This is a genomic window from Stagnihabitans lacustris, assembly GCF_025950525.1.
Lineage (GTDB): Bacteria > Pseudomonadota > Alphaproteobacteria > Rhodobacterales > Rhodobacteraceae > Stagnihabitans.
The window spans coordinates 13,322-35,807 of the sequence record NZ_JAPDGS010000004.1; the positions used below are offsets into that span (position 1 = coordinate 13,322).

Here is a 22,486-nt window from a genome sequence, read left to right on the forward strand (position 1 = left end):
CGGCCTAGACACCCAAATGAACGGGGGCAAACCCCGGTCCAATCCGCCGCAAGGCGGTTCACCAAGGGAGACTGACGTGACCAAGAATTTCACTCTCAACCGCCGCGGCTTCATGGCGGCGACCGCTGCCCTGGCCGCTCCGGCGATCATTTCCTCGAAGGCGCTTGCCTCGTCGGGCGAGCTGAACTTCACCGGCTGGGCCGGTTACGACAAGCTGAAGGCGGAAGTCTTCCCGGCTTTCGAAGCCGCGACCGGCATCAAGGTCAACTTCACCGAACTGCCCGACCAGGACACGATGTTCGCCCAAGCCAAGGTTGCGCTGCAATCGGGCGGGATCGACATGATCGAGCCGACCATCGACCGCTGGGGCGGCTGGAACTCGAACGGGCTGCTGCAGTCGTTTGACCCGGCCAAGCTGGCGATGGAAAACTATCTGCCGGGTCTGGCCGATGGCGCGGCCGGCGTGCGTTCGGCCGATGCCGATGGCAAGCTGTTCTACGTGCCGTCGAACTGGGGCACCGAAGCGCTTGTCGTCAACACCGCCGGCGCGAAACTGTCGGCGCCTGCTTCGCTGGGCGACCTCTTCTCGGCCGACAACCAGGTCGTGTTGCGTCCCCATTCGGCGCTGGCCGCCATGGGCCGTTACCTTGACGCCACCGGCAAGCTGCCCTTCCCCTGGCTGGAAGGCTACACCGACATGGCCAAGATGACCCAGCTGTGGGACATCGCTTTGGCCGAGGCGATCAAGGCCAAGGCCAATGTCGTTCAGTTCTGGTCGGGCGAAAACGAGGCCAACGCCGGCTTTACCGCCAACGGCGCGACCGTGGGCCTGTGCTGGGATTCGACCGGCTTCAACCTGCGCAACGACGGCTATGCCTATGTCGCTCCGGCCGAGGGCGCCTTTGCCTGGCACCAAGGCTTCGTCCTGATGAAGAACGCCGCCAACCTCGACCAGGCGCATGAGCTGGCCAAGTGGGTCTCGACCGCCGATGGCGCGGCGATGTGGGCCACCGCCTTCTCGTCGAACCCGGTCGGCAAAGGCTCGGCCGACAAGATGAACCCGGATGTGGCCGCTTATTACAACGGCACGTTCAACGATGACGCCCTGGGCAAACTGTGGTGGTGGCCCGACCAGTCGGCCGAATTCATCGCCAAGCGCGGTGAATATGCCGACAAATACAAGGCCGCCTGATATCAGGTGAACCGAAGAACGCCGGGTCGTCTTGACCCGGCGTTTGCCATCCATGCGTGTGGATGAACAATCGCATGGGTGATCCGTGACCAAAGCCCCTTTTGGGGTGATCAATGACCAAAGCCCCGCAGGGGGCGATAAATGACCAAAGCCCCGCAGGGGGCGATAAATGAAACGACGGCAGGGCAATGACCCGTGCCGCAAGGGAACAGGGAGTGGGGTCCTATGGGTGCAGGGATCGACCTTGATAACGTCGTCTGCGATTTTGGCAGCTTTCGGGCCGTCGACAATGTGAATGTCTCGATCAAGCCGGGGGAGTTCTTTTCCTTCCTCGGGCCGTCGGGCTGTGGCAAGACGACGATCTTGCGGATGATTTCGGGGTTCAACGACCCGACCTCGGGCGCAATCCGCATCGGCGGCGCGCCCACTTTGGGCAAGCGTCCCAATCAGCGCCCAACCGCGCTGATCTTCCAGAACCTGGCACTTTTCCCGCTGATGACGATCTGGGAGAACATCGCCTTCGGTCTTGAAATGCGCGGCATGGGCCGTGCGGAACGCCGTGCCAAGGCCGACGAGCTTTTGGCGCTGGTCGATCTGCAGGGCGCGGCCGACAAGATGGTCAGCCAGCTGTCGGGCGGCCAGAAGCAGCGCGTGGCGATTGCCCGCGCCTTGGCCGTCGAACCCCAGGTGATGCTTTTGGACGAACCGCTGTCCGCGCTGGACCTGAAGCTGCGCCAGCACATGCGGGCGGAACTGCGGGCGATCCAAAAGCGCACCGGCGTCACCTTCATCTATATCACCCATGACCAGGGCGAGGCCTTGGCCATGTCCGACCGCGTGGGCGTCATGAGCCAGGGCCGCTTGCAGCAAGTGGCCGATCCGCGCGACATCTACAACAACCCGGTCAACGGGTTCGTGGCCTCTTTCGTGGGCGAAAACAACATTTTCACCGGTGCGGTTGGCGCCACCTCTTCTGGCATGGCGCGCTTTGACACCGCCCATGGCCAGTTCCGCGCCCGTCTGGGCGAGACGGGCGGCGCGGCGGTCAAGCTGTATGTCCGCCCCGAACACACGCTGTTCACCACCGATGCGGGGGTCGAAAACTCGGTGCCCGTCACGGTGCAGGAAGTGGCCTTCGAAGGCAGCTTCATTTCCGTCCATGCGACCTCGGACAGCGGCGCCAGCCTGGTGGCCGAACTGCGCAACGACGGCAGCCAACTGATCCCCGAGGCCGGCCAAAAGGGCTTCATGACCTTTGCGGCCGAACGCGCCTCGATCCTGCCCGATGGCATCGTGAGGGCCAAGTGAGATGGGAGAGCTTCTGAAACGCTATGGGGGCACGCTGACCGGCGCCTTCATCCTGCTGACGGGTTTTTGGCTGTTGATGCTGATCATCCTGCCCAATCTGGCGCTGTTCGAGACCTCGTTCCGGCCCTATTTGCCGGTGGTCGACATGGGCGGGCCCCTGGACACCTATTCGGTCAACAACTATGCGAAGTTCTTTGAAAGCCCGGGGCCGATGTCGATCTTCGGGCTGGAACTTTCGATCCCCTTGCGGGCCCAGACCTTCATCAACACGGTGTTCTATTCGATCATCGTGACGGTGGTGGCCTTTGTCTTTTCCTATCCGATCGCGTTTTATCTGGCCAAGGTCGTGCGGCCAAAGTCGGTGCCGACGCTGATCCTGTTGCTGTTCATCCCGCTGTGGGTCTCCGAGGCGCTGCGGGCCTTTGCCTGGTATATCATCCTGACACTGAACGGGCCGCTGAATGCGGTTCTGGTCGGCATGGGCGTGCTGGAAAAGGCGGTGCGCTGGCAACAAGGCGTGCTGACCAATTACGACGCCATCGTGATCGGCCTGGTCTACAACTACATCCTGTTCATGCTATTCCCGATCTATAACGCCATGACCTCATTGGACAGCAACCAGATCGAGGCGGCGCAAGACCTGGGGGCGCCGGCGTGGAAGACCCATCTGCGCATCGTGCTGCCCCATTCCAAACCGGGGATCGCCAGCGGGTCGGTCATGGTCTTCATGCTGGCGGCGGGATCGCTGCTGGTGCCGACGACGCTGGGGTCGACGCGGTCGAACTGGTTCACCCAGACGATCCAGCAAGCCATGCTGGAAAGCCAGGACTGGAACACCGGCGCGGCCTATTCCTTCCTTTACCTGCTCTTGTGCACCGTGGTCGTCTTTGGCGTCATGCGGCTGTTCAAGGTGCGGCTGTCTGACATTGCCCGCTAAGGAGGGGAGATGATGACCGATAAAATGCGCAAGGTCCTGTATCACCTCTATATGGGCAGCTTTCTGTTCTATCTGCTGGTGCCTTTGGTGATCATGTCGGGGGCGGCGTTCAACAACAACAAGACGCCCTCGGTCTATCCGTGGAAGGGCTTCAGCTGGCAATGGTTCATCGAGCTGTGGAACGACGGCACGATGTGGACGTCCTTCGGCAACACGATCTGGGTGGCTTTGGCGGTAGTGGCCTTGGCCGTGCCGCTGGGGACGGCGGGGGCGATCCTGATCAACTCGGTGACGGGGATGACCAGGTCCGTCCTGTATTTCTTCATGGTGGCGCCGATCCTGGCGCCTGGGGCCGTGATCGGGATTTCGACGATCCTGTTCTGGAACAAGCTTTCGGTGCCGGTGGGGCTGCATCTGTCGGTTCTGGGCCAGGTAAGCTATATCGCGGCCTTTGTGATGCTGTTGGTGCTGGCGCGGTTGCAAAGCTTTGACCAGAACCTTGAGGAAGCGGCGCTGGACCTTGGGGCGACCCATAATCAGGTGCTGCGGCGCATCCTTCTGCCGCATCTTTACCCGGCCATCGGGGCAGGGGCGGCGATTGCCTTCTTTCAGTCGATCGAGAACTTCAACGTGACGCTGTTCACCCGCGGCACGCAGAACACGCTGACGGTCTATGTGTTTTCCAAGGTGCGCTCGGGGATCACGCCTTCGATCAACGCGCTGGCCTTCATGCTGATCGCTTTGACGCTGATTGCGGCGCTGGTCTATGAACTGCGCCGCCGCAGGCAGGCCGCACTTGAGGCCGCCCGCGAAGAAGAAGGGCGCCGCGCCTCGGATGCCGAAATCGCCTGAGCGGGTCCGGGAGGTTTTGCAGGCATGAAATGCCTGCGAAACCTCCCGGAGGAAGCCGGGGGGCTTGCAGCCCCCCGGACCCCCCGCCCAAAGGGGGATACATCCCCCTTTGGAAACCCCGTGGATATTTGGGAAAAGATGAATGGACGGGGGCGCCGATGCGAAAGGGCGCCCTTCGTCTTTCATACTGACATAAATACTCACGGGGAGGTCTGGAGGGGGCCCGTGGGTACCTCCAGGCGGGGTCCGGGGTATGCCGCTTGGTTCGCCACTGGTTCGAGAAACAAGTGGCATGAGCCCCGGCGTGTCTTCAGGCCGTGCGGCTGGGGGTTTGTGCCTCGAACCAGCGGAACAGCAGCACGATCAGACCGGTCAGGCACATATAGATCACCGCCAAAAGCAACAGCGGCTCATAGATGATGAACGTGTCCTGGCGGATGCGGCCGGCGACTGCATAGGTCTCCATGATGGTGATGGTCGACACCAGCGGCGTCGATTTCAGCTGCAACACCGTCTCGCCGCCAATCGTCGGCAAGACGCGCTGCAGTGCCTGGGGCAGCCAGATGCGGCGGAAGAGGGTGAAGCGCGGGATGCCCATGGCCTTGGCGGCCTCAAGCTGGCCATGGGGCACGGATTTGAAGGCGCCGCGCAGGACCTCGCCCTCATAGCCCGCGACGGACAGCGACAGGGCCACGACCGCATAGGGCCAGGCCTGACGCAGGATCGGCCAGAGGTCGCTTTTCTGCACCCAGGTGCCGGGGAACAGCGACCCCAGCCCATAATACAAAAGCCAGATCTGCATCAGCAGCGGTGTGCCGCGGATCACGGTGCAGAACACGCGGGCGGGGGCGGCCAGATACCAGGGGCCGACGGCCTGGGCCAACCCGATCGGGATCGCCAGCACCATGCCGACGCACATCGTCACCACCGTCAGCCAGATCGACAGCCAGATGCCCTTGACGAACAGCATCTGATACTTCGGATTGGCCAGCCACTCCCAGCGGCCATAGATCACGGCAAGCGCCACCAGACCCAGGGCCACGACGGCCATTCCCACCCGGTGCGGTTTCCAGAACCCCGCCATCAGCCCCTCACATCGCGTTGGCCGCGCCGCGCCCATTTCTCGATCTGGCCGAAGCCCAGGATCGAAACCAGCGAGATCAGCAGGTAAAGGCCCATGGCGGCCGGATAAAAGACGAAAAACGCCTTGGTCGTCGACGAGGCCTGAAAGGTCGCCTTGGTCAGCTCGGCAAAACCGATGACGGCCAAAAGCGCGGTATCTTTGGTGGCGTTCAGCCACAGGTTGCCCAGTCCCGGGACGGCATTGGCGGTCATCAGCGGAAAGATCACCCGCCGCGCCACCAGAAGGGGCGACATGCCCATGGCGCGCGCGGCCTCGATCTGGCCATGGGGCACGGCCAGGATGGCGCCGCGCAGGACCTCTGTCTGATAGGCGCCCTGCACAAAGGCCAGCACCACAACCCCGGTCAGGAACTGCGGCAGAACGATGGTCTCGCGGCCCATGGCCACAAGCGCCTGGTTCAACAGCCCCGGCACGGCGTAATACAGGATCAGGATCAGCACCAGTTCGGGCACCGCCCGCACCAGCGTCGTGTAAACGGCGGCCATGTCCTTTGTGACCGGGCCGCCGTAAAGCTTGCCAAAGGCGCCGGCCACCCCGATCCCGAAGCCAAGCGCATAGGCGCCAAGCGCAATCAGGATCGAGTTGCCAAAGCCCAGAAGCAGCGTGTCCCCCCAGCCACATTCGCCGAGGCCAAGCAGGTCAAAGGCTGACAGTTGCGAGACAGGGGGACAGGCCATTACTTGCCGTAGATGTCGAAGTCGAAATAGGGCTTCGAGATGGCGTCATAGGTGCCATCCGCGCGGATCGCCTTGATCGCCTCGTTCAGCGTCGCAAGCAGCGGATCGCCCTTGCGCAGACCAAAGCCGACGCCTGCACCCAAGATCTCGGCGTCATCGGCCACGGCGCCGACCGCTTCGCAGCAGGCCATGCCGGCTTCCGACTTCAGGAAAGCGTCCATGGCAATCGAGTCGCCCATGACCGCATCAACACGGCCCGCCGCCAGATCCTGATTGTGTTCGTCCAGGGTCTGATAGGTTTTGACCTCGGCCGCGACCGGGGCGAAATACTTCTGCGTATAGGCCTCATGCGTGGTGGCAACCTGGACGCCGATGATCTTGCCGGTCAGACCGGCCGGATCGGCGGTGATGCCAGAACCCTTGGCGGTGACAATCATCGCCGGGGTGTTGTAATACTTGTCCGAGAAGTCGATGGTCTTGGCGCGTTCCGCCGTGATCGACATCGACGACATGATGACGTCGATCTGACCCGAGGTCAGGGCGGGGATGATGCCATCCCAAGCCGTCGGCGTGATCACACATTCAATCGCGGCCTGCTTGCAGATTGCGACCATGAAATCGACCTCCCAGCCCACCCAGTTGCCCGAAGCGTCGGGCGAGGTGAAGGGCGGATAGGGCTCGGCTGCGACGCCGATCTTGACGGGCTCGGCCAGGGCGGCGGTGCCCAAAGCCAGGGCCGCGGCGGTGGCGAGAAGGATCTTTTTCATGGGAGTCTCCTTGTTGGACGTCTTTTGGACGGATTTTTGGGGCCTTAGCCCACGGTTTTCAGGAACTGCTTCAGCCGTTCCGATTTGGGCGCGCCGAACAGCTCTTCGGGCGGGCCTTCTTCTTCGATCACCCCATTGTGGAGGTAGATCACATGGCTTGCCACTTCACGGGCAAAGCGCATCTCATGGGTCACAAGGATCATGGTGCGGCCCTCGTCGGCCAGCCCCTTGATCACCTGCAGCACCTCTCCGACCAGTTCGGGGTCAAGGGCGCTTGTGGGTTCGTCAAACAGCATGGCTTTGGGGTCGATGGCCAGCGCGCGGGCAATGGCGGCGCGCTGTTGCTGGCCGCCCGACATGAAGGCGGGATAGGCGTCCTCTTTGGCCGCAAGACCCACGCGGTCCAACAGCTTGCGGGCGCGGGCAATCGCCTGATCCTTGGGGACCTTCAGCACATGCACCGGAACCTCGATCAGGTTCTCCAGCACGGTCTTGTGGGTCCAGAGGTTAAAGTTCTGAAACACCATGCCCAGGCTCTGGCGGATGCGTTCCAGTTGCTTGCGGTCGGCCGGCGCGCCATCGGGCTTCATCTTGACCGCCTCGCCCGCAACCTCGATCTGACCGCCCGAGGGGGTCTCAAGGAAGTTGATGCAGCGCAGCATGGTCGACTTGCCCGAACCCGAGCCGCCGATGATCGCCACCACATCGCCTTCGCGTGCCGTAAGGGAAACGCCTTTCAGCACCTCGTGGCTGCCAAAGCTCTTGTGCAAGCCAGTCACACGGATGGCGTCAGGCTGCGACGATATCGCAGATGTCATTCAGAACTCCCCGCACCGGCATGTCTCTGCCGTTTCAGGCAGTTGACCCAAGGCCGCGGGATTGTGCAAGCGATTATTTTGTCGGCACCCTGTGGGCAGGGCGCGAGGCCCCCGGCCTGCCTATTCCATGTTCGTATGGCGGGCGCGCATCTGGTCGGCGCCCTGTTGCAGGCGGTCGCGCAAGGTCAGGACCAGAAGTTCAAAGGCCAGGAACATCGTGCCTTCAAAGACCGACCCCATGGGCAGGATGGACGAGGGCGCCGATTGGTCGCGCGCCATGGTCTGCACCGGGATCACCATGCGCACATCGGCGGCCCGGGCATCGGGGCCGTCGGGCTCAGCGGTGATGCAGGCGACCTTGGCCCCCGCGCCGCGCGCCTGGGCGATCAGGGCGTTGACCGTCGCCAACCGCCCCGGACCGGAGGCCACAAACAGCAGGTCGCCGCGCCCGACAGGCGGACAGGACATGTCGCCCTGCACATGCACATCGCACCCCAGGTGATACAGCCGCATCGCCAGCGCCCGCATCATCAACCCTTCCCGCCCACAGCCATAGACCACGATCTTCCGGGCTGACGCGATGGTTTCGGTCAGGATGCGGAAATCGGCGGCCGAGATGGCCGCTGCGCCCTGGGCCAATTCCAGGGCGGCGGCGGTGGCGAGATCGGGAAGGCTCATGACCGGCTCCAATGCACATCCGCGGCGGGGATGGTGACACCGTCATGGGTGACGGCATGAGGATTGTAGTTGATCAGGAAGGTCCAGTCACCAGAGGTCCTGCGGCGCAGCCCCTGCGGCATGTGTTGGATTTTAAGCTTACGTTCACTGGCCATCGTGGTGACGATGCGGTCCAAAGCCTCGTCATCAGCCCAACCGCACAGGTAATGGACATTGCCTTGCCGCACCAGGGCCGGAAAGCCGTCTTGGGTCATTTCGACCACATGGGCGGTTTCCACCTTTTCGCGCCAATGTTTGAAATGGCCACCCAAGGCGAGGGGCACGGTCACATCGGGGGGAAAGGATTCGACCCGCGCCACCGTCGCCTCCAGCCCCGGCAGATTGGGCGGCAGGGGGAGGGGGGTGGCGAAGCTTTCCGTCTTGGCATTGGTCCGGGGGCCCGCCAGGACCAGCCCCGTGTAGTCGGCCAGGGCCGCCTTCATGGCCGGCGTCAGGGTCGCCACACCGGGCAGGGCCACGATCTGATAGGCCGAAAGATCGGTCGTGTCGGGGGCCAGGATGTCGATGTCCAACCCCAGCCGCCGAAAGGCGCGGTAGGTGTCAAAGGCCAGGCGGAAATAGCTGAAATCGCGGCCCTGGGGCTGCGTGGTCCAGGCCCAATCGGATTTGTAGTCGAAGACCAGCGCCACTTGGGCGCGGGCGCCTGCGACATCGGGGAGGTCTTTCAGCTCGCGGGCGACGCGGGCGACTTCCTCATAAGCCGGAGCCGGGGCGCTGTCGGGGCGCAGGATACCGGCGTGCATGGTTTCCTGCGCAAAGGGCGCCTGACGCCAGCGGAAATAGCTGACCACCTCGGCGCCATGGGCAAAGGCCTCCCAGGCCCAAAGCCGCGCCATGCCGGGCAGGGGATCGGGGTTCCAGGGCGCCCAGTTCACCGGGCCGGGCTGTTGCTCCATCACCCACCAGCGGCCGCCGACCTGGTCCTTGCCCGACCGCCGCGCCCCCACGGCGCGGTAGAGGTCGTGGTGGAAGGCCTGGAAGTCGGGGTCGCCTTGGCGCAGGAAGTGGCGCTTGTGGGCATCGCTGGCAAAACCCCGGTCGCCCAGAAAGCCGATGGGATAGGCGTCCCAGGTGGCAATCTCCAGATCGTCGCCCAGGTCGAAATGGTCGAAGTCGGTGACTTGGCCCATGTAGTTATGCGAGATCGGCGCCGGTGAGTGTTTGCGGATGATGTCGGTTTGCAGCCGGTTAAAGCTGACGACCTCTTCGCTGGCGAATTTGCGGAAGTCCATGACCCAGGCCGGGTTGGGTTCGGTCACGGTCAGGTTCGGCAAGCCGATTTCGGAAAAGTCGCGGTATTCCATCGACCAAAAGACATTGCCCCAGGCGCGGTTCAGCGCATCGACCGATTGGTAACGCTGCGCCAGCCAGTCCTGAAACGCGGTCTTGGCGGCGTCGGAATAGGACAGCACCGTCTTGTGGCAGGCATATTCATTGTCGGTCTGCCAGGCGGCGACATGGGGGTTTTTCCCATAGCGAACAGCCATTTCCGTGACGATCTTCGCGCAATCCTGCCGATAGCCGCGGTGCGAAAAGTCGTAATGCCGGCGCGAGCCAAAGCCGCGTTGATGGCCCAGCGTATCGACCGCCAGCATGTCGGGCCATTTGTCCAGCATCCAGCGCGGCGGCGTCGCCGTCGGTGTGCCAAGAACGACCCGCAACCCCTTGGCGCCCAAGACTTCTATCGCCCGGTCCAGCCAGTCCCAGTCATAGCGGCCGGGTTCCGGCTCCATCCGGCTCCAGGCGAATTCGGCGATCCGGACATAGGTCAGGCCCAGGTCGGCCATGCGGCGGGCGTCCTCTTGCCAGACCGCCTCGTCCCATTGTTCGGGGTAGTAACAGACACCAAGCGCGCGTTTCATCAGGGCCTCAGGGCAGGAATTTCGGTTCGTCGAGGCCTTCGCCTACGCCTTCAAAGGCAAAGACCTTGCCGGCGTCGGGATATTGGGCCAGAGCCTCGGGGGACATGTCTTCAAGCGCGGTGGTCACATACAGCGTCGCCATCCCCGGACCGCCAAAGGCGCAACATGAGGTATGGGGCGCATCCACCTTGATTTCCCTCAGGAATTCGCCCGCAGCAGAGTAACAGGCGACCCGCGCCGACCCCCATTGCGCGTTCCAGAAGTTGCCGGCCGCGTCGATGGTCGCGCCATCGGGGTAAATCTCGGTGCCGGTGAAATCAAGAAAGACCTCGCGTTCGGCACAGGGCCAGCCCGCTTCGTCCAGCGCCACTTTCCACACCGTCTGCGCCATCGTGTCGGCGAAATAGCCGGTGCGGCCATCAGGGGCAAAGCAGATCGCATTGGGAATGGAAACGCCGTCATAGATCTTGCGCGTATCGCCCTTATACAGCCGATAAATCGCGCCCTTGCCCTGACGGTCGCCCGCCTTGGCCATGGTGCCGATCCAAAAGCCACCCTGACGGTCGACCTTGCCGTCGTTGCTGCGCATGTCGGGCCGGTCGGCCTCGATGGGCACCAGGAGTTCCGTCTCGCCGGTTTCCAGCGACATCAGGTAAACCCCATCCTCGGCCGCCACGATCGAGATGTAATAGCCCACCGCCCCCATGGCCGAAACCATGCCGGGGAAGTCCCATTCGCGCGGCCCATTGCCATCGACCGAGCGCAACTTGCGCCCCAGGATGTCGAACCAGAAGGGGCGCAGTTGCGACGGGTGCCAGATGATCCCCTCGCCCAGGGTGTTGATGCGGTCGTCGTAGATCACTTCAGGGCCTCATCATATGCGGTGACGATGTCGCGGGCGCGGGCGGTGACTTCGGCCACCGTCAGCCCGGGGGTGTAAAGGGCGGTGCCGATGCCAAAGCCGTCGCAGCCCGCCTTGATCCATTGGCCGAAGTTATGGGCGCCTGCGCCGCCGACGGCATAGACCTGCGTGCCCTTGGGCAGGACGGCGCGCATGGCCTTGACGCCATCGGGGCCGATCAGGCTGGCCGGGAAGATTTTCAGCCCATCGGCGCCAGCCTTCAGCGCGGCAAAGCATTCGGTTGGGGTCATGACGCCGGGCCAGCTTGCCATGCCGCGCGCCTTGGTCGCGGCGATGACCTCGGCGTCGGCATTGGGGGAAACGATCAGCGTGCCGCCCGCGTCCTGCACCTGCGCCACCTGTTCCACGGTCAGAACCGTGCCCGCGCCGATCTGGGCCTGGGCATTGAACGCCCGTGCCATCTGGCCGATGGAGTTCATCGGATCGGGCGAGTTCAGCGGCACTTCGATGCGGGTGATGCCGGCGGCGATCAGCGCCTCGGCCATGGGCAGGGCCTCGGACGGGGTCAGGCCGCGCAGGATGGCGATGATGTTGCGCAAGTTCAGGTCTCCAGGTTCAGACGCAAGCCCGCAAGCCCCGCAAGGGTGCAGGCGGTGGCGTCAAGGATTTCGGCGGTCAGGCCTTGGGTGGCCAAGGCCCGGGCATAAGAGGCCGAAAGCGTGGATGCCCCGATCAGCTTGACCGGCTGGCCCAGCCAATAGGGCTTGGCGCCCGCCAGTTCGATGCCAATCAAGAGCCCCGAAAGCCGGGCGCGCGCATGGGCACCGGGCAGGGCGTGCAACAGCCCCTCGGCGCGCAGGGAAAACAGCCGGGCCGCGATGCGGTCAGGGCGGGAAAGGGCCTCGGACAGGCCCTCATCAAAGGCCGTGTCGTCCCAGCCATCCGCCATGGAGTGACGCAGCACCGATTGCCCCGACAAAAGCGCAAACAGCTCTCCGGTCATATAGGTCTGGAACGAGACGACCTCACCCGCCGAGATATGGGCCCATTTCGAATGGGTGCCGGGCAGGCAGAAGACACCGTCGAACCCGGGGTAAAGCGCCAGGGCGCCGGCCAACTGGGTCTCTTCGCCGCGCATGACATCGGCGGGTTTGGATTGGCTCAGGCCGGGGGCGATGCGGACATCCAGGCGCGGGTCCTGGGTCGCAACCCGGATCAGGCCATGCGCATCGGTGGGGGTGCAGGGGACGGCGCGGTAAGTGGCCTCACGCCAGCCTTGACGCGCGCCGACCATGCCGCAAGCAAGGACCAGAGTTTCACCGGCATCCTTGGGGGCAAGCCAGGGCTCTGCCAGCTCCAACAGGGCGGCTTCGAATTCATGAGGGGCAAGTTTGCCCATGCCCTTGGGGCTTTCGCCATGGGCTGTGGGACCATCGGGTCCCATGGCCCAGGCCCGCAGGTTCGACGTGCCCCAATCGACGGCAATCCAAGGTTTCATTCTGCCCCCCTTTTAGCTCGCGCAGTTTTGCCCTGACATCGCGGTCAGGGCAAGTGTTTCCCAAAGGGGTGGGAAAATTTTACTAAACTTCCCCCGCAGGGCCGCGTCCAAAGCGTGAAGGGTCATGCTTCCACCGCTCAGCCCGGGTCTCAGCCCTTTTTCACCAGGCGCGCGGCGTGCAACAGCGGTTCCGTATAGCCCGAAGGCTGCGTGCGCCCCTTGAAGACCAGATCGCGCGCCGCGTTCCAGGCCACACCGTTATAGGCGGGCGCCATCGGCACATACAGGGGATCGCCCGCGTTCTGCCGGTCGACCACAAGCGCCATCTTGCGCAAGGCGGCCTCGACGTCCCCTGCGCTGACCACCCCGTGATGCAGCCAGTTCGCGATATGCTGGGCCGAGATACGGCAGGTCGCGCGGTCCTCCATCAGGCCTATGTCGTTGATATCGGGCACTTTGGAACAGCCCACCCCCTGATCCACCCAGCGCACGACATAGCCGAGGATGCCTTGGGCGTTGTTTTCCACCTCACGCGCGATTTGGTCGGGCGTCCATTTCTGATAGGCGGCCAGCGGGATTTCCAGGATGGTTTCCACATAGGTCCGCCGCCCGCCCTTGGCCAGCCGCGCTTGCACCCCAAAGACGTCGATCCGGTGGTAATGCAGCGCATGCAGCGTGGCGGCGGTCGGAGAGGGCACCCAGGCGCAATTGGCCCCGGCCTTGGGATGGTCGATCTTTTGCTCCAGCATGGCCGCCATCAGATCGGGCGCGGCCCACATGCCCTTGCCGATCTGCGCCCGCCCCGAAAGCCCACATTCCAGCCCAATATCGACATTCTGGTTTTCATAGGCGCCGATCCAGGACTTGCGCTTGATGAAATCCTTGCGGGAAAACGCACCCGCCTCCATCGAGGTGTGGATTTCGTCCCCGGTGCGATCCAGGAAGCCGGTGTTGATGAAAGCCACCCGAGATTTCGCCGCCCGGATGCACTCTTTCAGGTTGACCGAAGTGCGGCGTTCCTCGTCCATGATCCCCAGTTTGACCGTATTGGCGGGCAGGCCAAGGAAGGCCTCGACCTGGGCCATGGTTTCCACGGCAAAGGCCACTTCCTCGGGCCCATGCATCTTGGGCTTCACCACATAGACTGACCCGCGATGCGAGTTGCGCGCCCCTGCGGTCCGGCGCAGATCATGTTTGGCGATCAGCACCGTGATGGCGGCATCCATCAGCCCCTCGGGGACCTCGCGCCCCTCACGGTCCAGAATGGCGGGGTTGGTCATCAGGTGGCCCACATTGCGCACCCACAGCAAAGCGCGGCCCTTCAGCACCTTGGTGCCGCCATCGGGGGCGGTGAAGGTCCGGTCCTCGTTCAGGCGGCGGGTCATGGGATGGCCGCCCTTGTCGAAGCTTGCGGTCAAGGTGCCCTGCATCAGGCCCAGCCAGTTTTCATAGGCGCCCACCTTGTCCGCGGCGTCGACACAGGCCACCGAATCCTCGCAATCCATGATGGCCGAGACCGCGCTTTCGATCACCACATCGGCCAGCAGCGCCTGATCGCGCGCGCCGATCGGATGGGCGCGGTCAAAGACCAGTTCGACATGCAGCCCGTTGTTGACCAGCAAAACCGAATCCGGCGCCTTGGGATTGCCCTTGAAGCCCGCGAATTTCGCCGGGTGCATCAGGGGCAGGTCGTCGATCAGAAGCGCTCCGTCGCGGATATGATAGCGCCGCACATCGGCATGGCTGGCCCCCGCAATCGGAAAGGCCTCGTCCAGGAAAACCCGGGCTTTCGCGACAACCCGCGCGCCATGGCCGCGTTCATAGGGGCCCTTGGGCGGCGTGCCAAGCGCGTCGGTGCCGTAAAGCGCGTCATAAAGGCTGCCCCAACGCGCGTTGGCGGCGTTCAGCGCGTAACGGGCATTGGTGACGGGGACGACCAGTTGCGGCCCGGGGATCTTGGCGATTTCCGGATCGACGCCTTCGGTCTCGATCTGGAAGGCCGGACCTTCGGGCTGCAGATAGCCGATCTGGCGCAGGAAAAACAGATAGGCGGCGGGGTCATGGGTGCGGCCGCGCTGCGACATATGCCATTGGTCGATGGCCTCTTGCAGCGCCTCACGCTTGGCCAGCAAAGCGCGGTTTTTCGGCCCAAGCTCATGGATCAGCGCGGAAAATCCTGCCCAAAAGGCCGCGGCCTCGGTGCCTGAACCGGGCAGGGCGCGGGTCTCGATGAACCCCGCCAGAATGTCATCGACCTGCAACCCGTTGCGTTCGACCCGTGCCATGTGACCCTCCATTTTCGGGCAGTTGAACAGGGATCGGGCGGGGTCGCAAGCGGGGGCTTGGGGCGAAGCCGTATCAATCCAATCCGAAAAATCGGCTCAAAGCGCTTTGAATTGGGCGCAGCGGGTGGTAAGACCGCGCCACAAGGGGGCGCCATGGAATATCCTGACCAGTCTTTGGGCGATCTGTTCACCGATCTGCATCTGTCGGGGCTGTGGCCCGATGGCAAGGTGATCTCGGATGCCGTGCTTTTGGCGCCTGCCGATCAGATCGTCTGGGCCTATCACGAGGCGCAAAGGGCGGGGGCGGTCGACCTGAAGGCCTTTTTCGCCCGCTGGTTCGCGCCGGTTTCACGCGCAGAGGCGGCCTATCGGACCGATCCGGCGCATGGCCCCTTGCAGCACCTGCAGGCCCTGTGGCCGCATCTGACCCGGGGTCCTGACCGGACCGAAAGGTCAAGTCGCATCCCGCTTCCGCATCCCTATGTCGTGGTGGGGGGCCGGTTCCAAGAGGCCTATTACTGGGACAGCTATTTCACGCAACTGGGGCTGTTGAAGACCGGGCGTCACGCGCTCGTGGCCGACATGCTGCGCAATTTCGCCTGGTCGATTGGCACCTTCGGCCATATCCCGAACGGCTTTCGGACCTATTTCCTGACGCGCAGCCAGCCGCCGTTTTTCCCCTCCATGGTGCGCGATTATGGCCGGGCGACGGGCAACCTGACCGCCGCCTATGCCGAATTCGGCCCCGAGATGGAGGCGGAGTATCAGTTTTTTCGTGACCGCCGCCATGTGGATGGCCTTGCCGCCTATGCCGACGAATCCCAGGCGCCGCGGGTCGAGATGCTGGGCCATGACCTGACGACCGGCGGCAGCGCCACCTATTTCCTGAACCTGCGGGCGGCTTGTGAAAGCGGTTGGGACTTCTCGGCGCGCTGGTATGGCGCGGGGGGGCTGGAAACGATCCGCGCGCATGAGCTTTGGGCGGTCGATCTGAATTCCATCCTGCTGGTCAACGAAGAGATCCTGTTCGAGGCGACCGGGAAAGAGGTCTATGCCACGGCCGCCAAGGCCCGGCGTCAGGCCTTGCAAGAGCGGTTTTTCGCGGGCGGGTTCTTCCGCGATGTCGAGATTGCGACGGGGCGGCCCACGGATTTCACCTCGGCGGCGGGGCTGTTTCCGCTGTGGGCGGGGGCTGCGACCCAGGCGCAGGCGGCGCAGACGGTGGCGCATATGAAGGCGCATCTTTGGGCCCCCGGCGGGCTTTTGACCAGCGATGTCACCTCGGGTGAGCAATGGGACGCGCCGAACGGCTGGGCGCCCTTGCAATGGATCGCGCTGCAGGGGCTGCGGCGCTATGGGTATCACGCCGAGGCCGAAGACCTGCGCCGCCGCTGGCTGGCGACCTGCGATGCCGTGTTCCGCGCCACGGGCAAATTCGTCGAGAAATACAATGTGATGGACCCCACCGGCCCTTCGGGTGGCGGGGAATATGCGCTCCAAGACGGGTTTGGGTGGTCGAATGGGGTCTATCTGGACCTGACGGACCCCGTCTGATCCCGCCTGACCCGAATTGCACTGGAATTTTCGTTCCAGCTTGCTAGAACCTTGTTCCATACCCCGGCAGAAGGGCGCCGCGACACAAGGGCAGGGACATGGTCGAGACCGACGAGGATATGCGCGCGCCCGCCACGGTGGAGGAATTCCGCCTGCGCCTGGCCGAGGTGCTGGACGACCTGCCGCGCCGGTTGCGGCAATGCGCCGACTACATCGCGGCCAATACGGAACGGATCGCGGTGTCGACGGTCGCAGAGCTTGCGGCGGGGGCGGAAGTGCCGCCCTCGGCCCTGATGCGGTTTTGCCAGATCCTTGGGTTTTCGGGCTTTTCCGAAATGCAACGGCTGTTTCGTGACGCCTATTCCCCCGGCTTTCCCGATTACTCCACCCGGTTGAAAAACCTGCGGGCCGGAGAGGCGGGGTCGCCGGCCGCACTGCTGGCCGAGTTCGTCGAGGCGGGGCGGTTGTCGCTGGAAACCCTGGCCAAGCAGGCCGACGAAGAGGCCCTGACCCGCGCGGTCGATATCCTGGCGGCGGCGGGGACGCTGCATCTGGTGGGCTACAGGCGGGCCTTTCCGGTGTCGAGCTATCTGGCCTATGTGCTGGAGAAGATGGCGGTTCCGGCGATGCTGCATGGCGGGCTTGGCAAGCTGGAGCATCGCCATGCCCTGCGCCCCGGCGATGCGGTCCTGGCCATCACCTTTGCGCCCTATTCCGAAGAGACGATCCAGATGGCCGCCGAGGCCTCGGCCCGGGGGCTGCCGGTCGTGGCGCTGACCGACCGGATGACCTCGCCCCTGGTGCGGCACGCGACGGCAATATTGACGGTGCCGGAGGTGGATTTCGGCGCCTTCCGGTCGCTGTCGGCGACGATTGCCATGGCGATGGCTTTGGCCGTCGCGGTGGGGACGGCGCGGGAGGTTTTGTAAAAGGGGGGGGCTAGGTCCGGGTCTTGCCTGCGGGCTAGCGCCCTTGTCTCGACCCGGAGGTAGCGGGGGGCTTTCGCCCCCCGCACCCCCCAACCAAGGGGGAGCACGCTCCCCCTTGGAACCCCCGTGGATATTTTTGGACAGATGAAATTGCAGGGGGGTTCTGGAAAGGGGCTTTCATTTTGACTGGGCGTGGAATATTTATTCCACGACGGCCCGGGCGATTCCCGGGAGCGGCTGGGGGGGAGTGCCATGAAGAAGCTTGACGTCATCACCATCGGGCGGTCGTCGGTCGACCTTTATGGCGCGCAGGTCGGCGGGCGGCTGGAGGACATGGGGTCGTTCCAGAAGTATATCGGCGGATCGCCCACCAATATCGCGGCTGGGACGGCGCGGCTGGGGCTGAAGTCGGCCTTGATCACCCGGGTCGGCGACGAACACATGGGGCGGTTCATCCGCGAAGAGCTGGCGCGCGAAGGCGTTGACGTGCGGGGGGTGAAAACCGACCCGGCGCGGCTGACGGCCCTGGTGCTGCTGGGCATCCGCGACGAAAGCCAGTTCCCGCTGATCTTTTACCGCGAGAATTGCGCCGATATGGCGCTATGCGAAGACGACATTGACCCTGCTTTCATCGCCGAGGCCCGCGCCGTGGTGGCCACTGGCACGCATCTGTCGCATGCCCGCACCGAAGCTGCCGTGATGAAGGCGCTGCACCTGGCCCGCGCCTCGGGGGCGCAGACCGCCTTGGACATCGACTACCGGCCGAACCTTTGGGGCTTGGCGGGGCATGGCGATGGCGAGAGCCGCTTTATCGAGTCGGCCGCTGTCACGGCCAAGCTGCAATCGACGCTGCATCTGTTCGACCTGATCGTCGGCACCGAGGAAGAGTTCCATATCGCCGGCGGGACGACCGATACGATTGGCGCGCTTCGGGCGGTGCGGGCGGTCAGTGCGGCGACTCTGGTCTGCAAACGCGGGCCGATGGGCGCCGTGGCCTTCACCGGCGCCATCCCCGACACGCTGGACGAAGGCCAGTCCGGCCCCGGTTTCCCGATCGAGGTCTTTAACGTCCTGGGCGCAGGCGACGGCTTTATGTCCGGCCTGATCAAGGGGTGGCTGGACGGCGAGGCCTGGCCCGTCGCCTTGAAATATGCCAATGCCTGCGGGGCTTTCGCCGTCTCGCGCCATGGCTGCACCCCGGCCTATCCGTCCTGGGAGGAGCTGCAGTTCTTCCTTGCGCGCGGCGTGGTGCAGCCCGCATTGCGCAAGGACAAGGCGCTGGAGCAGGTGCATTGGGCGACCAACCGCCACAAGGACCTGTCGACGATGCGGGTCTTTGCCTTTGACCACCGGATGCAACTGGAGGCGATGGAAGGGGCGACGACGGCCAAGATCGGCGCCTTTAAAAAGCTGTGCCTGAAGGCGGCGTTGCAGGTAAGCGCGGGCCGTCAGGGCTATGGCATCCTGTGCGACAGCCGCCTCGGCCGTGAGGCGCTTTATGCGGCTGCGGGCACCGGCCTTTGGATCGGCAGGCCGGTGGAATGGCCGGGCTCGCGTCCCCTGACGCTGGAACCCGAACTTGGCCCCGATTTCGGCGGCTTGCAGGAATGGCCCTTGGAACATGTCTGCAAGGTCCTGTGCTTCTATCACCCCGACGACACGCCCGAGATGAAGGCCGACCAAGAGGCGACCGTGGTGCGGCTTTTCCACGCCTGCCGCAGGAACCGGCTGGAAATGCTGCTGGAGGTCATTCCGTCCAAGGTGGCGTCCGTGAATGATGACACCTCAGCCGCGATCATCCAGCGGTTCTATGACCTCGGCGTCTATCCCGACTGGTGGAAGCTGGAGCCTTTTGCGACTGATGCCGCCTATGCCAAGGCTTGCGACGCGATCACAAGGAACGATCCGCATGTGCGTGGCGTGGTGGTCTTGGGTCTGGATGCGCCGGCCGAACAGCTGGCGGCCTCGTTTGCGCTGGCGGCCAAGCATCCGCTGGTCAAGGGCTTTGCCGTCGGCCGCACGATCTTTGGCGATGCGGCGCGGGGCTGGATGGCGGGGGCCTTGTCGGATGATCAGGCCGTGGCGATGATGGTTGAGAGATATACGGGGCTTTGTGGCGTCTGGGATGCGGCACGCGGGGGAGTGAAGTGATGGCGACGATCCGTTTGACGGCTGCGCAGGCCATGGTGAAATGGCTTTCGGTGCAGATGACGCCCGAGGGCGAGCGTTTCATCGAGGGCGTCTGGGCGATCTTTGGCCATGGCAATGTGGCGGGGATCGGTGAGGCCTTGCACGGCGCGCGCGACGTTCTGCCGACCTGGCGCGGCCAGAACGAGCAGACCATGGCCCACGCCGCCATCGCCTATGCCAAGACGCACAAACGGCGCCGGGCCATGGCGGTCACGACCTCGATCGGGCCGGGGGCGACCAATGTGGTGACGGCTGCGGCCTTGGCCCATGTCAACCGGCTGCCCTTGTTGATCATCCCGGGCGATGTCTTTGCCAACCGTGCGCCGGACCCGGTCCTGCAGCAGATCGAGGATTTCGACGATGCCACTGTCAGCGCGAACGACTGCTTCCGCCCCGTGGTGCGCTATTTCGACCGGATCAGCCGCCCGGAGCATCTGTTGACCGCTTTGCCCCGCGCCATGCGGGTGATGACCGATCCGGCCAATTGCGGCCCGGTCTGTCTGGCCTTTTGCCAGGACACCCAAGCCGAGGCCTATGATTACCCGGTCGCCTTCTTTACCCCGACCGTCTGGCACATCCGCCGCCCCGAGCCCGATGCCCGCGAACTGGCCGAGGCTGTGGCCGCGATCAAGGCTGCGACCCGTCCGCTGATCGTGACAGGCGGCGGGGTGATCTATTCCGGCGCCGAGGCCAGGCTGGTGGACTTTGCCCGCAAGCACAACATCCCGATGGTGGAAACCCAAGCCGGCAAGGGCGCGGTCGATTGGGAGGAGCCTTTGCACTTCGGCTCTCCGGGCGTCACGGGGACGGCTTGCGGCAACAAGCTGGCGGCCGAGGCCGATCTTGTGATCGGTGTGGGCACGCGGTTTCAGGATTTCACCACGGGGTCCTGGACGGTGTTTTCGCGGCCCGGTCGCAAGATCCTGTCGATCAACATCCACGGCTATGATGCGGGCAAGCGCGGCGCACAGGCCCTGGTCAGCGATGCGCTGGTGGCGCTGGAGAAGATCTCGGCCTTGCTGGGGGATCACCGTTTCGCCGATCCGGATTTCGCCGCGCGCGAGGCCTGGTTTGCCACGACCGATGCGCTGTTTGCGGCACCAGGGGGCAATGACCTGCCGACCGATGCCCAGGTGATCGGCGCCGTGGCGCGCAACACGGGGAAAGATTCGGTCATCATGTGTGCGGCGGGCACCATGCCGGGCGCGCTGCATGTGCTGTGGCGCGCGGCGCAGGGCGGCTATCACATGGAATACGGATTTTCCTGCATGGGCTATGAGGTCGCCGGCGCCATGGGGATCAAGATGGCGGCTCCGGATAAGGACGTGGTCTGCATGGTGGGCGATGGGTCCTATATGATGGCGAATTCGGAACTGGCGACGGCGGTGATGATGGGCGTGCCCTTTACCGTCGTGCTGACCGACAACCGCGGCTATGGCTGCATCAACCGGCTGCAACAGGGCACCGGGGGCGCGCCGTTCAACAACATGCTGGACGACAGCTATCACGTGAACCCGGCCAAGCTGGACTTCGTGGCCCATGCCGGGTCGATGGGGGCCAATGTGGTCAAGGTTGCGGGGATTGCCGGTTTGGAGGCCGCGATGCAGGCGGCCAAGTCGGCGACCCTTCCCACGGTCATCGTGATCGACACCGATGCAGGCCCCGGGACCGGCGCGGGCGGCACCTGGTGGGATGTGGCGGTGCCGGAAGTCTCCGAGCGCGCCGAGGTGCGGACGGCGCGCGCGGGCTATGAGGCGGGGGTAAAGCGCCAGGTCCTGCTGAACTAGGCGATTGCGGTTGGCGCCGGGGGTTTCACACCCCCGGACCCCCGTGGAGGTATTTGAGCCAGTATGAAAGAGAAAGAGGCGGAGATGGTCGATCTGTTGCGCAAACCAAAGGGGACGCGGGGCAAGGTGCATGACATCTCGGCCGCGGATGCCGGTTGGGGCTATGTCGGCTTCGGGCTTTACCGGCTGGAGGCGGGGGATGTGGCGGCCGAGCTGACCGGCGACCGTGAGGTCATCTTGGTGCTGGTCGAGGGCAAGGCGCGTGTCTCGGGCGCGGGGCAGGATTTCGGCGAGATGGGCGCGCGGATGGATGTCTTCGAAAAGACCCCGCCGCATTGCGTCTATTTCCCCGGCGGAGTCGATTGGCGGGCCGAGGCGACCACGGCTTGCACGCTGGCGGTCTGCACGGCGCCCTACATGGGCGACTATCAGGCGCAAAGGCTGGGGCCCGAGGGGATATCGCTGTTGCCGCGCGGCGCGGGGGCCAATCTGCGGCTGGTCAACAACATCGCGATGGAGGGGCGTGACGTTGCGGGCTCGCTTCTTGTGACCGAGGTCTTCACGCCGCAGGGCAACTGGTCGTCTTATCCCAGCCATCGCCATGACGAGGACGACTTCCCCCGCATGACTTATCTGGAAGAGACCTATTACATGCGGCTGAACCCGGGGCAGGGCTTTGGCATCCAGCGGGTCTATACCGAGGATGGGTCGCTGGACGAGACCATGGCGGTGAAGAACCACGATGTGACGCTGGTGCCCAAGGGCCACCACCCCTGCGGCGCGCCTTATGGCTATGAGATGTATTACCTGAACGTGATGGCGGGGCCGCGGCGGAATTGGCGGTTTCAGAACGACCCGGATCACGACTGGATCTACCGGCGCGACACTCCCACGGCATGAGAAAGGCGCGTCGCAAGGGGGCGCGCCTTTGGCTTTGCGGGGGGAGCGGCGGGGTTAACCCCGCCCTACGGCCCCAAATGCCAACGCGGCGCAGGCATCGGGTGAAGGTGGCGGTGGTGCCCGTAACAGCGGACAGAAGATGGGCCATTCCCTTCGAGGCAGAACGGCCTGCAGTTGCCGACCATT

General features: G+C 64.3%; 19 protein-coding genes. 9 read left to right on the plus strand and 10 right to left on the minus strand.

Annotated features, from left to right (window positions below; genetic code table 11):
• Positions 1-76 precede the first annotated feature (76 nt).
• The 4 genes from NX862_RS11060 (at position 77) to NX862_RS11075 (ending at position 4,289) form a co-directional block, all read left to right on the plus strand.
• On the plus strand, positions 77-1,192 hold the full coding sequence (locus NX862_RS11060) for a type 2 periplasmic-binding domain-containing protein (RefSeq protein ID WP_264493978.1): 1,116 nt from the start codon (positions 77-79) through the stop codon (positions 1,190-1,192).
• A 225-nt stretch (positions 1,193-1,417) separates the two neighbouring features.
• On the plus strand, positions 1,418-2,500 hold the full coding sequence (locus NX862_RS11065) for an ABC transporter ATP-binding protein (RefSeq protein ID WP_264493979.1): 1,083 nt from the start codon (positions 1,418-1,420) through the stop codon (positions 2,498-2,500).
• A gap of 1 nt (position 2,501) precedes the next feature.
• Entirely contained in the window at positions 2,502-3,437 is a 936-nt protein-coding gene (locus NX862_RS11070) for an ABC transporter permease (protein ID WP_264493980.1), read from the plus strand.
• Between the two features lie 12 nt (positions 3,438-3,449).
• Complete coding sequence (locus NX862_RS11075; RefSeq protein WP_264493981.1) at positions 3,450-4,289, plus strand: ABC transporter permease; 840 nt, start codon at positions 3,450-3,452, stop codon at positions 4,287-4,289.
• Between the two features lie 310 nt (positions 4,290-4,599).
• Here NX862_RS11075 and NX862_RS11080 read toward each other — a convergent pair whose 3' ends face one another.
• The 10 genes from NX862_RS11080 to NX862_RS11125 form a co-directional block, all read right to left on the minus strand.
• On the minus strand, positions 4,600-5,340 hold the full coding sequence (locus tag NX862_RS11080) for an ABC transporter permease (RefSeq protein ID WP_264493982.1): 741 nt from the start codon (positions 5,338-5,340) through the stop codon (positions 4,600-4,602).
• Positions 5,341-5,372: 32 nt separating this feature from the next.
• Entirely contained in the window at positions 5,373-6,110 is a 738-nt protein-coding gene (locus NX862_RS11085) for an ABC transporter permease (protein ID WP_264493983.1), read from the minus strand.
• The gene (locus tag NX862_RS11090) at positions 6,110-6,877 is read right to left on the minus strand and encodes a transporter substrate-binding domain-containing protein (RefSeq protein WP_264493984.1); all 768 of its coding nucleotides are present in this window, start codon (positions 6,875-6,877) and stop codon (positions 6,110-6,112) included. The genes NX862_RS11085 and NX862_RS11090 overlap by 1 nt, the downstream gene beginning before the upstream one ends.
• 44 nt (positions 6,878-6,921) lie before the next feature.
• Complete coding sequence (locus NX862_RS11095) at positions 6,922-7,695, minus strand: ABC transporter ATP-binding protein (RefSeq protein ID WP_264493985.1); 774 nt, start codon at positions 7,693-7,695, stop codon at positions 6,922-6,924.
• A gap of 120 nt (positions 7,696-7,815) precedes the next feature.
• A complete protein-coding gene (locus NX862_RS11100; RefSeq protein WP_264493986.1) occupies positions 7,816-8,373 on the minus strand; it encodes an SIS domain-containing protein in 558 nt (185 codons plus the stop codon).
• A complete protein-coding gene (locus NX862_RS11105) occupies positions 8,370-10,295 on the minus strand; it encodes a beta-galactosidase (protein ID WP_264493987.1) in 1,926 nt (641 codons plus the stop codon). Before NX862_RS11105 ends, NX862_RS11100 begins: the two co-directional genes overlap by 4 nt.
• A gap of 7 nt (positions 10,296-10,302) precedes the next feature.
• Positions 10,303-11,157, minus strand: a complete 855-nt coding sequence (locus NX862_RS11110; protein WP_264493988.1) for an SMP-30/gluconolactonase/LRE family protein — start codon at positions 11,155-11,157, stop codon at positions 10,303-10,305.
• A complete protein-coding gene (locus NX862_RS11115) occupies positions 11,154-11,756 on the minus strand; it encodes a 2-dehydro-3-deoxy-6-phosphogalactonate aldolase (protein ID WP_264493989.1) in 603 nt (200 codons plus the stop codon). The genes NX862_RS11110 and NX862_RS11115 overlap by 4 nt, the downstream gene beginning before the upstream one ends.
• 2 nt (positions 11,757-11,758) lie before the next feature.
• Complete coding sequence (locus NX862_RS11120) at positions 11,759-12,655, minus strand: 2-dehydro-3-deoxygalactonokinase (RefSeq protein WP_264493990.1); 897 nt, start codon at positions 12,653-12,655, stop codon at positions 11,759-11,761.
• 149 nt (positions 12,656-12,804) lie between these two features.
• Complete coding sequence (locus NX862_RS11125; RefSeq protein WP_264493991.1) at positions 12,805-14,940, minus strand: malate synthase G; 2,136 nt, start codon at positions 14,938-14,940, stop codon at positions 12,805-12,807.
• Positions 14,941-15,093: 153 nt separating this feature from the next.
• Here NX862_RS11125 and NX862_RS11130 point away from each other — a divergent pair, with 153 nt between their 5' ends.
• The 5 genes from NX862_RS11130 (at position 15,094) to iolB (ending at position 22,300) form a co-directional block, all read left to right on the plus strand.
• Positions 15,094-16,494 carry a trehalase family glycosidase gene (locus tag NX862_RS11130; RefSeq protein WP_264493992.1) on the plus strand — a complete coding sequence of 467 codons (1,401 nt, stop codon included), beginning with the start codon at positions 15,094-15,096 and terminating at the stop codon, positions 16,492-16,494.
• Positions 16,495-16,592: 98 nt separating this feature from the next.
• Positions 16,593-17,423: a MurR/RpiR family transcriptional regulator gene (locus NX862_RS11135; RefSeq protein ID WP_264493993.1), complete on the plus strand. Its 831-nt coding sequence runs from the start codon at positions 16,593-16,595 to the stop codon at positions 17,421-17,423.
• Positions 17,424-17,675: 252 nt separating this feature from the next.
• Positions 17,676-19,574 (plus strand): bifunctional 5-dehydro-2-deoxygluconokinase/5-dehydro-2-deoxyphosphogluconate aldolase, encoded by a 1,899-nt coding sequence (locus NX862_RS11140; protein WP_264493994.1) that lies wholly within the window; start codon positions 17,676-17,678, stop codon positions 19,572-19,574.
• On the plus strand, positions 19,574-21,400 hold the full coding sequence (gene iolD, locus NX862_RS11145; protein WP_264493995.1) for a 3D-(3,5/4)-trihydroxycyclohexane-1,2-dione acylhydrolase (decyclizing): 1,827 nt from the start codon (positions 19,574-19,576) through the stop codon (positions 21,398-21,400). Before NX862_RS11140 ends, iolD begins: the two co-directional genes overlap by 1 nt.
• An 84-nt stretch (positions 21,401-21,484) precedes the next feature.
• A complete protein-coding gene (gene iolB, locus NX862_RS11150) occupies positions 21,485-22,300 on the plus strand; it encodes a 5-deoxy-glucuronate isomerase (protein ID WP_264494303.1) in 816 nt (271 codons plus the stop codon).
• The last annotated feature ends 186 nt before the right edge of the window (positions 22,301-22,486 follow it).

Bases quoted from the DNA above. Each gene is read 5' to 3' on its own strand.
- NX862_RS11135 (WP_264493993.1), top strand. From the start codon at position 16,593: ATGGTCGAGACCGACGAGGATATGCGCGCGCCCGCCACGGTGGAGGAA.
- NX862_RS11065 (WP_264493979.1), top strand. From the start codon at position 1,418: ATGGGTGCAGGGATCGACCTTGATAACGTCGTCTGCGATTTTGGCAGC.
- NX862_RS11140 (WP_264493994.1), top strand. From the start codon at position 17,676: ATGAAGAAGCTTGACGTCATCACCATCGGGCGGTCGTCGGTCGACCTT.
- NX862_RS11125 (WP_264493991.1), bottom strand. From the start codon at position 14,940: ATGGCACGGGTCGAACGCAACGGGTTGCAGGTCGATGACATTCTGGCG.
- NX862_RS11090 (WP_264493984.1), bottom strand. From the start codon at position 6,877: ATGAAAAAGATCCTTCTCGCCACCGCCGCGGCCCTGGCTTTGGGCACC.
- NX862_RS11085 (WP_264493983.1), bottom strand. From the start codon at position 6,110: ATGGCCTGTCCCCCTGTCTCGCAACTGTCAGCCTTTGACCTGCTTGGC.
- NX862_RS11105 (WP_264493987.1), bottom strand. From the start codon at position 10,295: ATGAAACGCGCGCTTGGTGTCTGTTACTACCCCGAACAATGGGACGAG.
- NX862_RS11130 (WP_264493992.1), top strand. From the start codon at position 15,094: ATGGAATATCCTGACCAGTCTTTGGGCGATCTGTTCACCGATCTGCAT.
- NX862_RS11095 (WP_264493985.1), bottom strand. From the start codon at position 7,695: ATGACATCTGCGATATCGTCGCAGCCTGACGCCATCCGTGTGACTGGC.
- iolD (WP_264493995.1), top strand. From the start codon at position 19,574: ATGGCGACGATCCGTTTGACGGCTGCGCAGGCCATGGTGAAATGGCTT.
- NX862_RS11070 (WP_264493980.1), top strand. From the start codon at position 2,502: ATGGGAGAGCTTCTGAAACGCTATGGGGGCACGCTGACCGGCGCCTTC.
- NX862_RS11100 (WP_264493986.1), bottom strand. From the start codon at position 8,373: ATGAGCCTTCCCGATCTCGCCACCGCCGCCGCCCTGGAATTGGCCCAG.
- NX862_RS11075 (WP_264493981.1), top strand. From the start codon at position 3,450: ATGACCGATAAAATGCGCAAGGTCCTGTATCACCTCTATATGGGCAGC.
- NX862_RS11120 (WP_264493990.1), bottom strand. From the start codon at position 12,655: ATGAAACCTTGGATTGCCGTCGATTGGGGCACGTCGAACCTGCGGGCC.
- iolB (WP_264494303.1), top strand. From the start codon at position 21,485: ATGGTCGATCTGTTGCGCAAACCAAAGGGGACGCGGGGCAAGGTGCAT.
- NX862_RS11080 (WP_264493982.1), bottom strand. From the start codon at position 5,340: ATGGCCGTCGTGGCCCTGGGTCTGGTGGCGCTTGCCGTGATCTATGGC.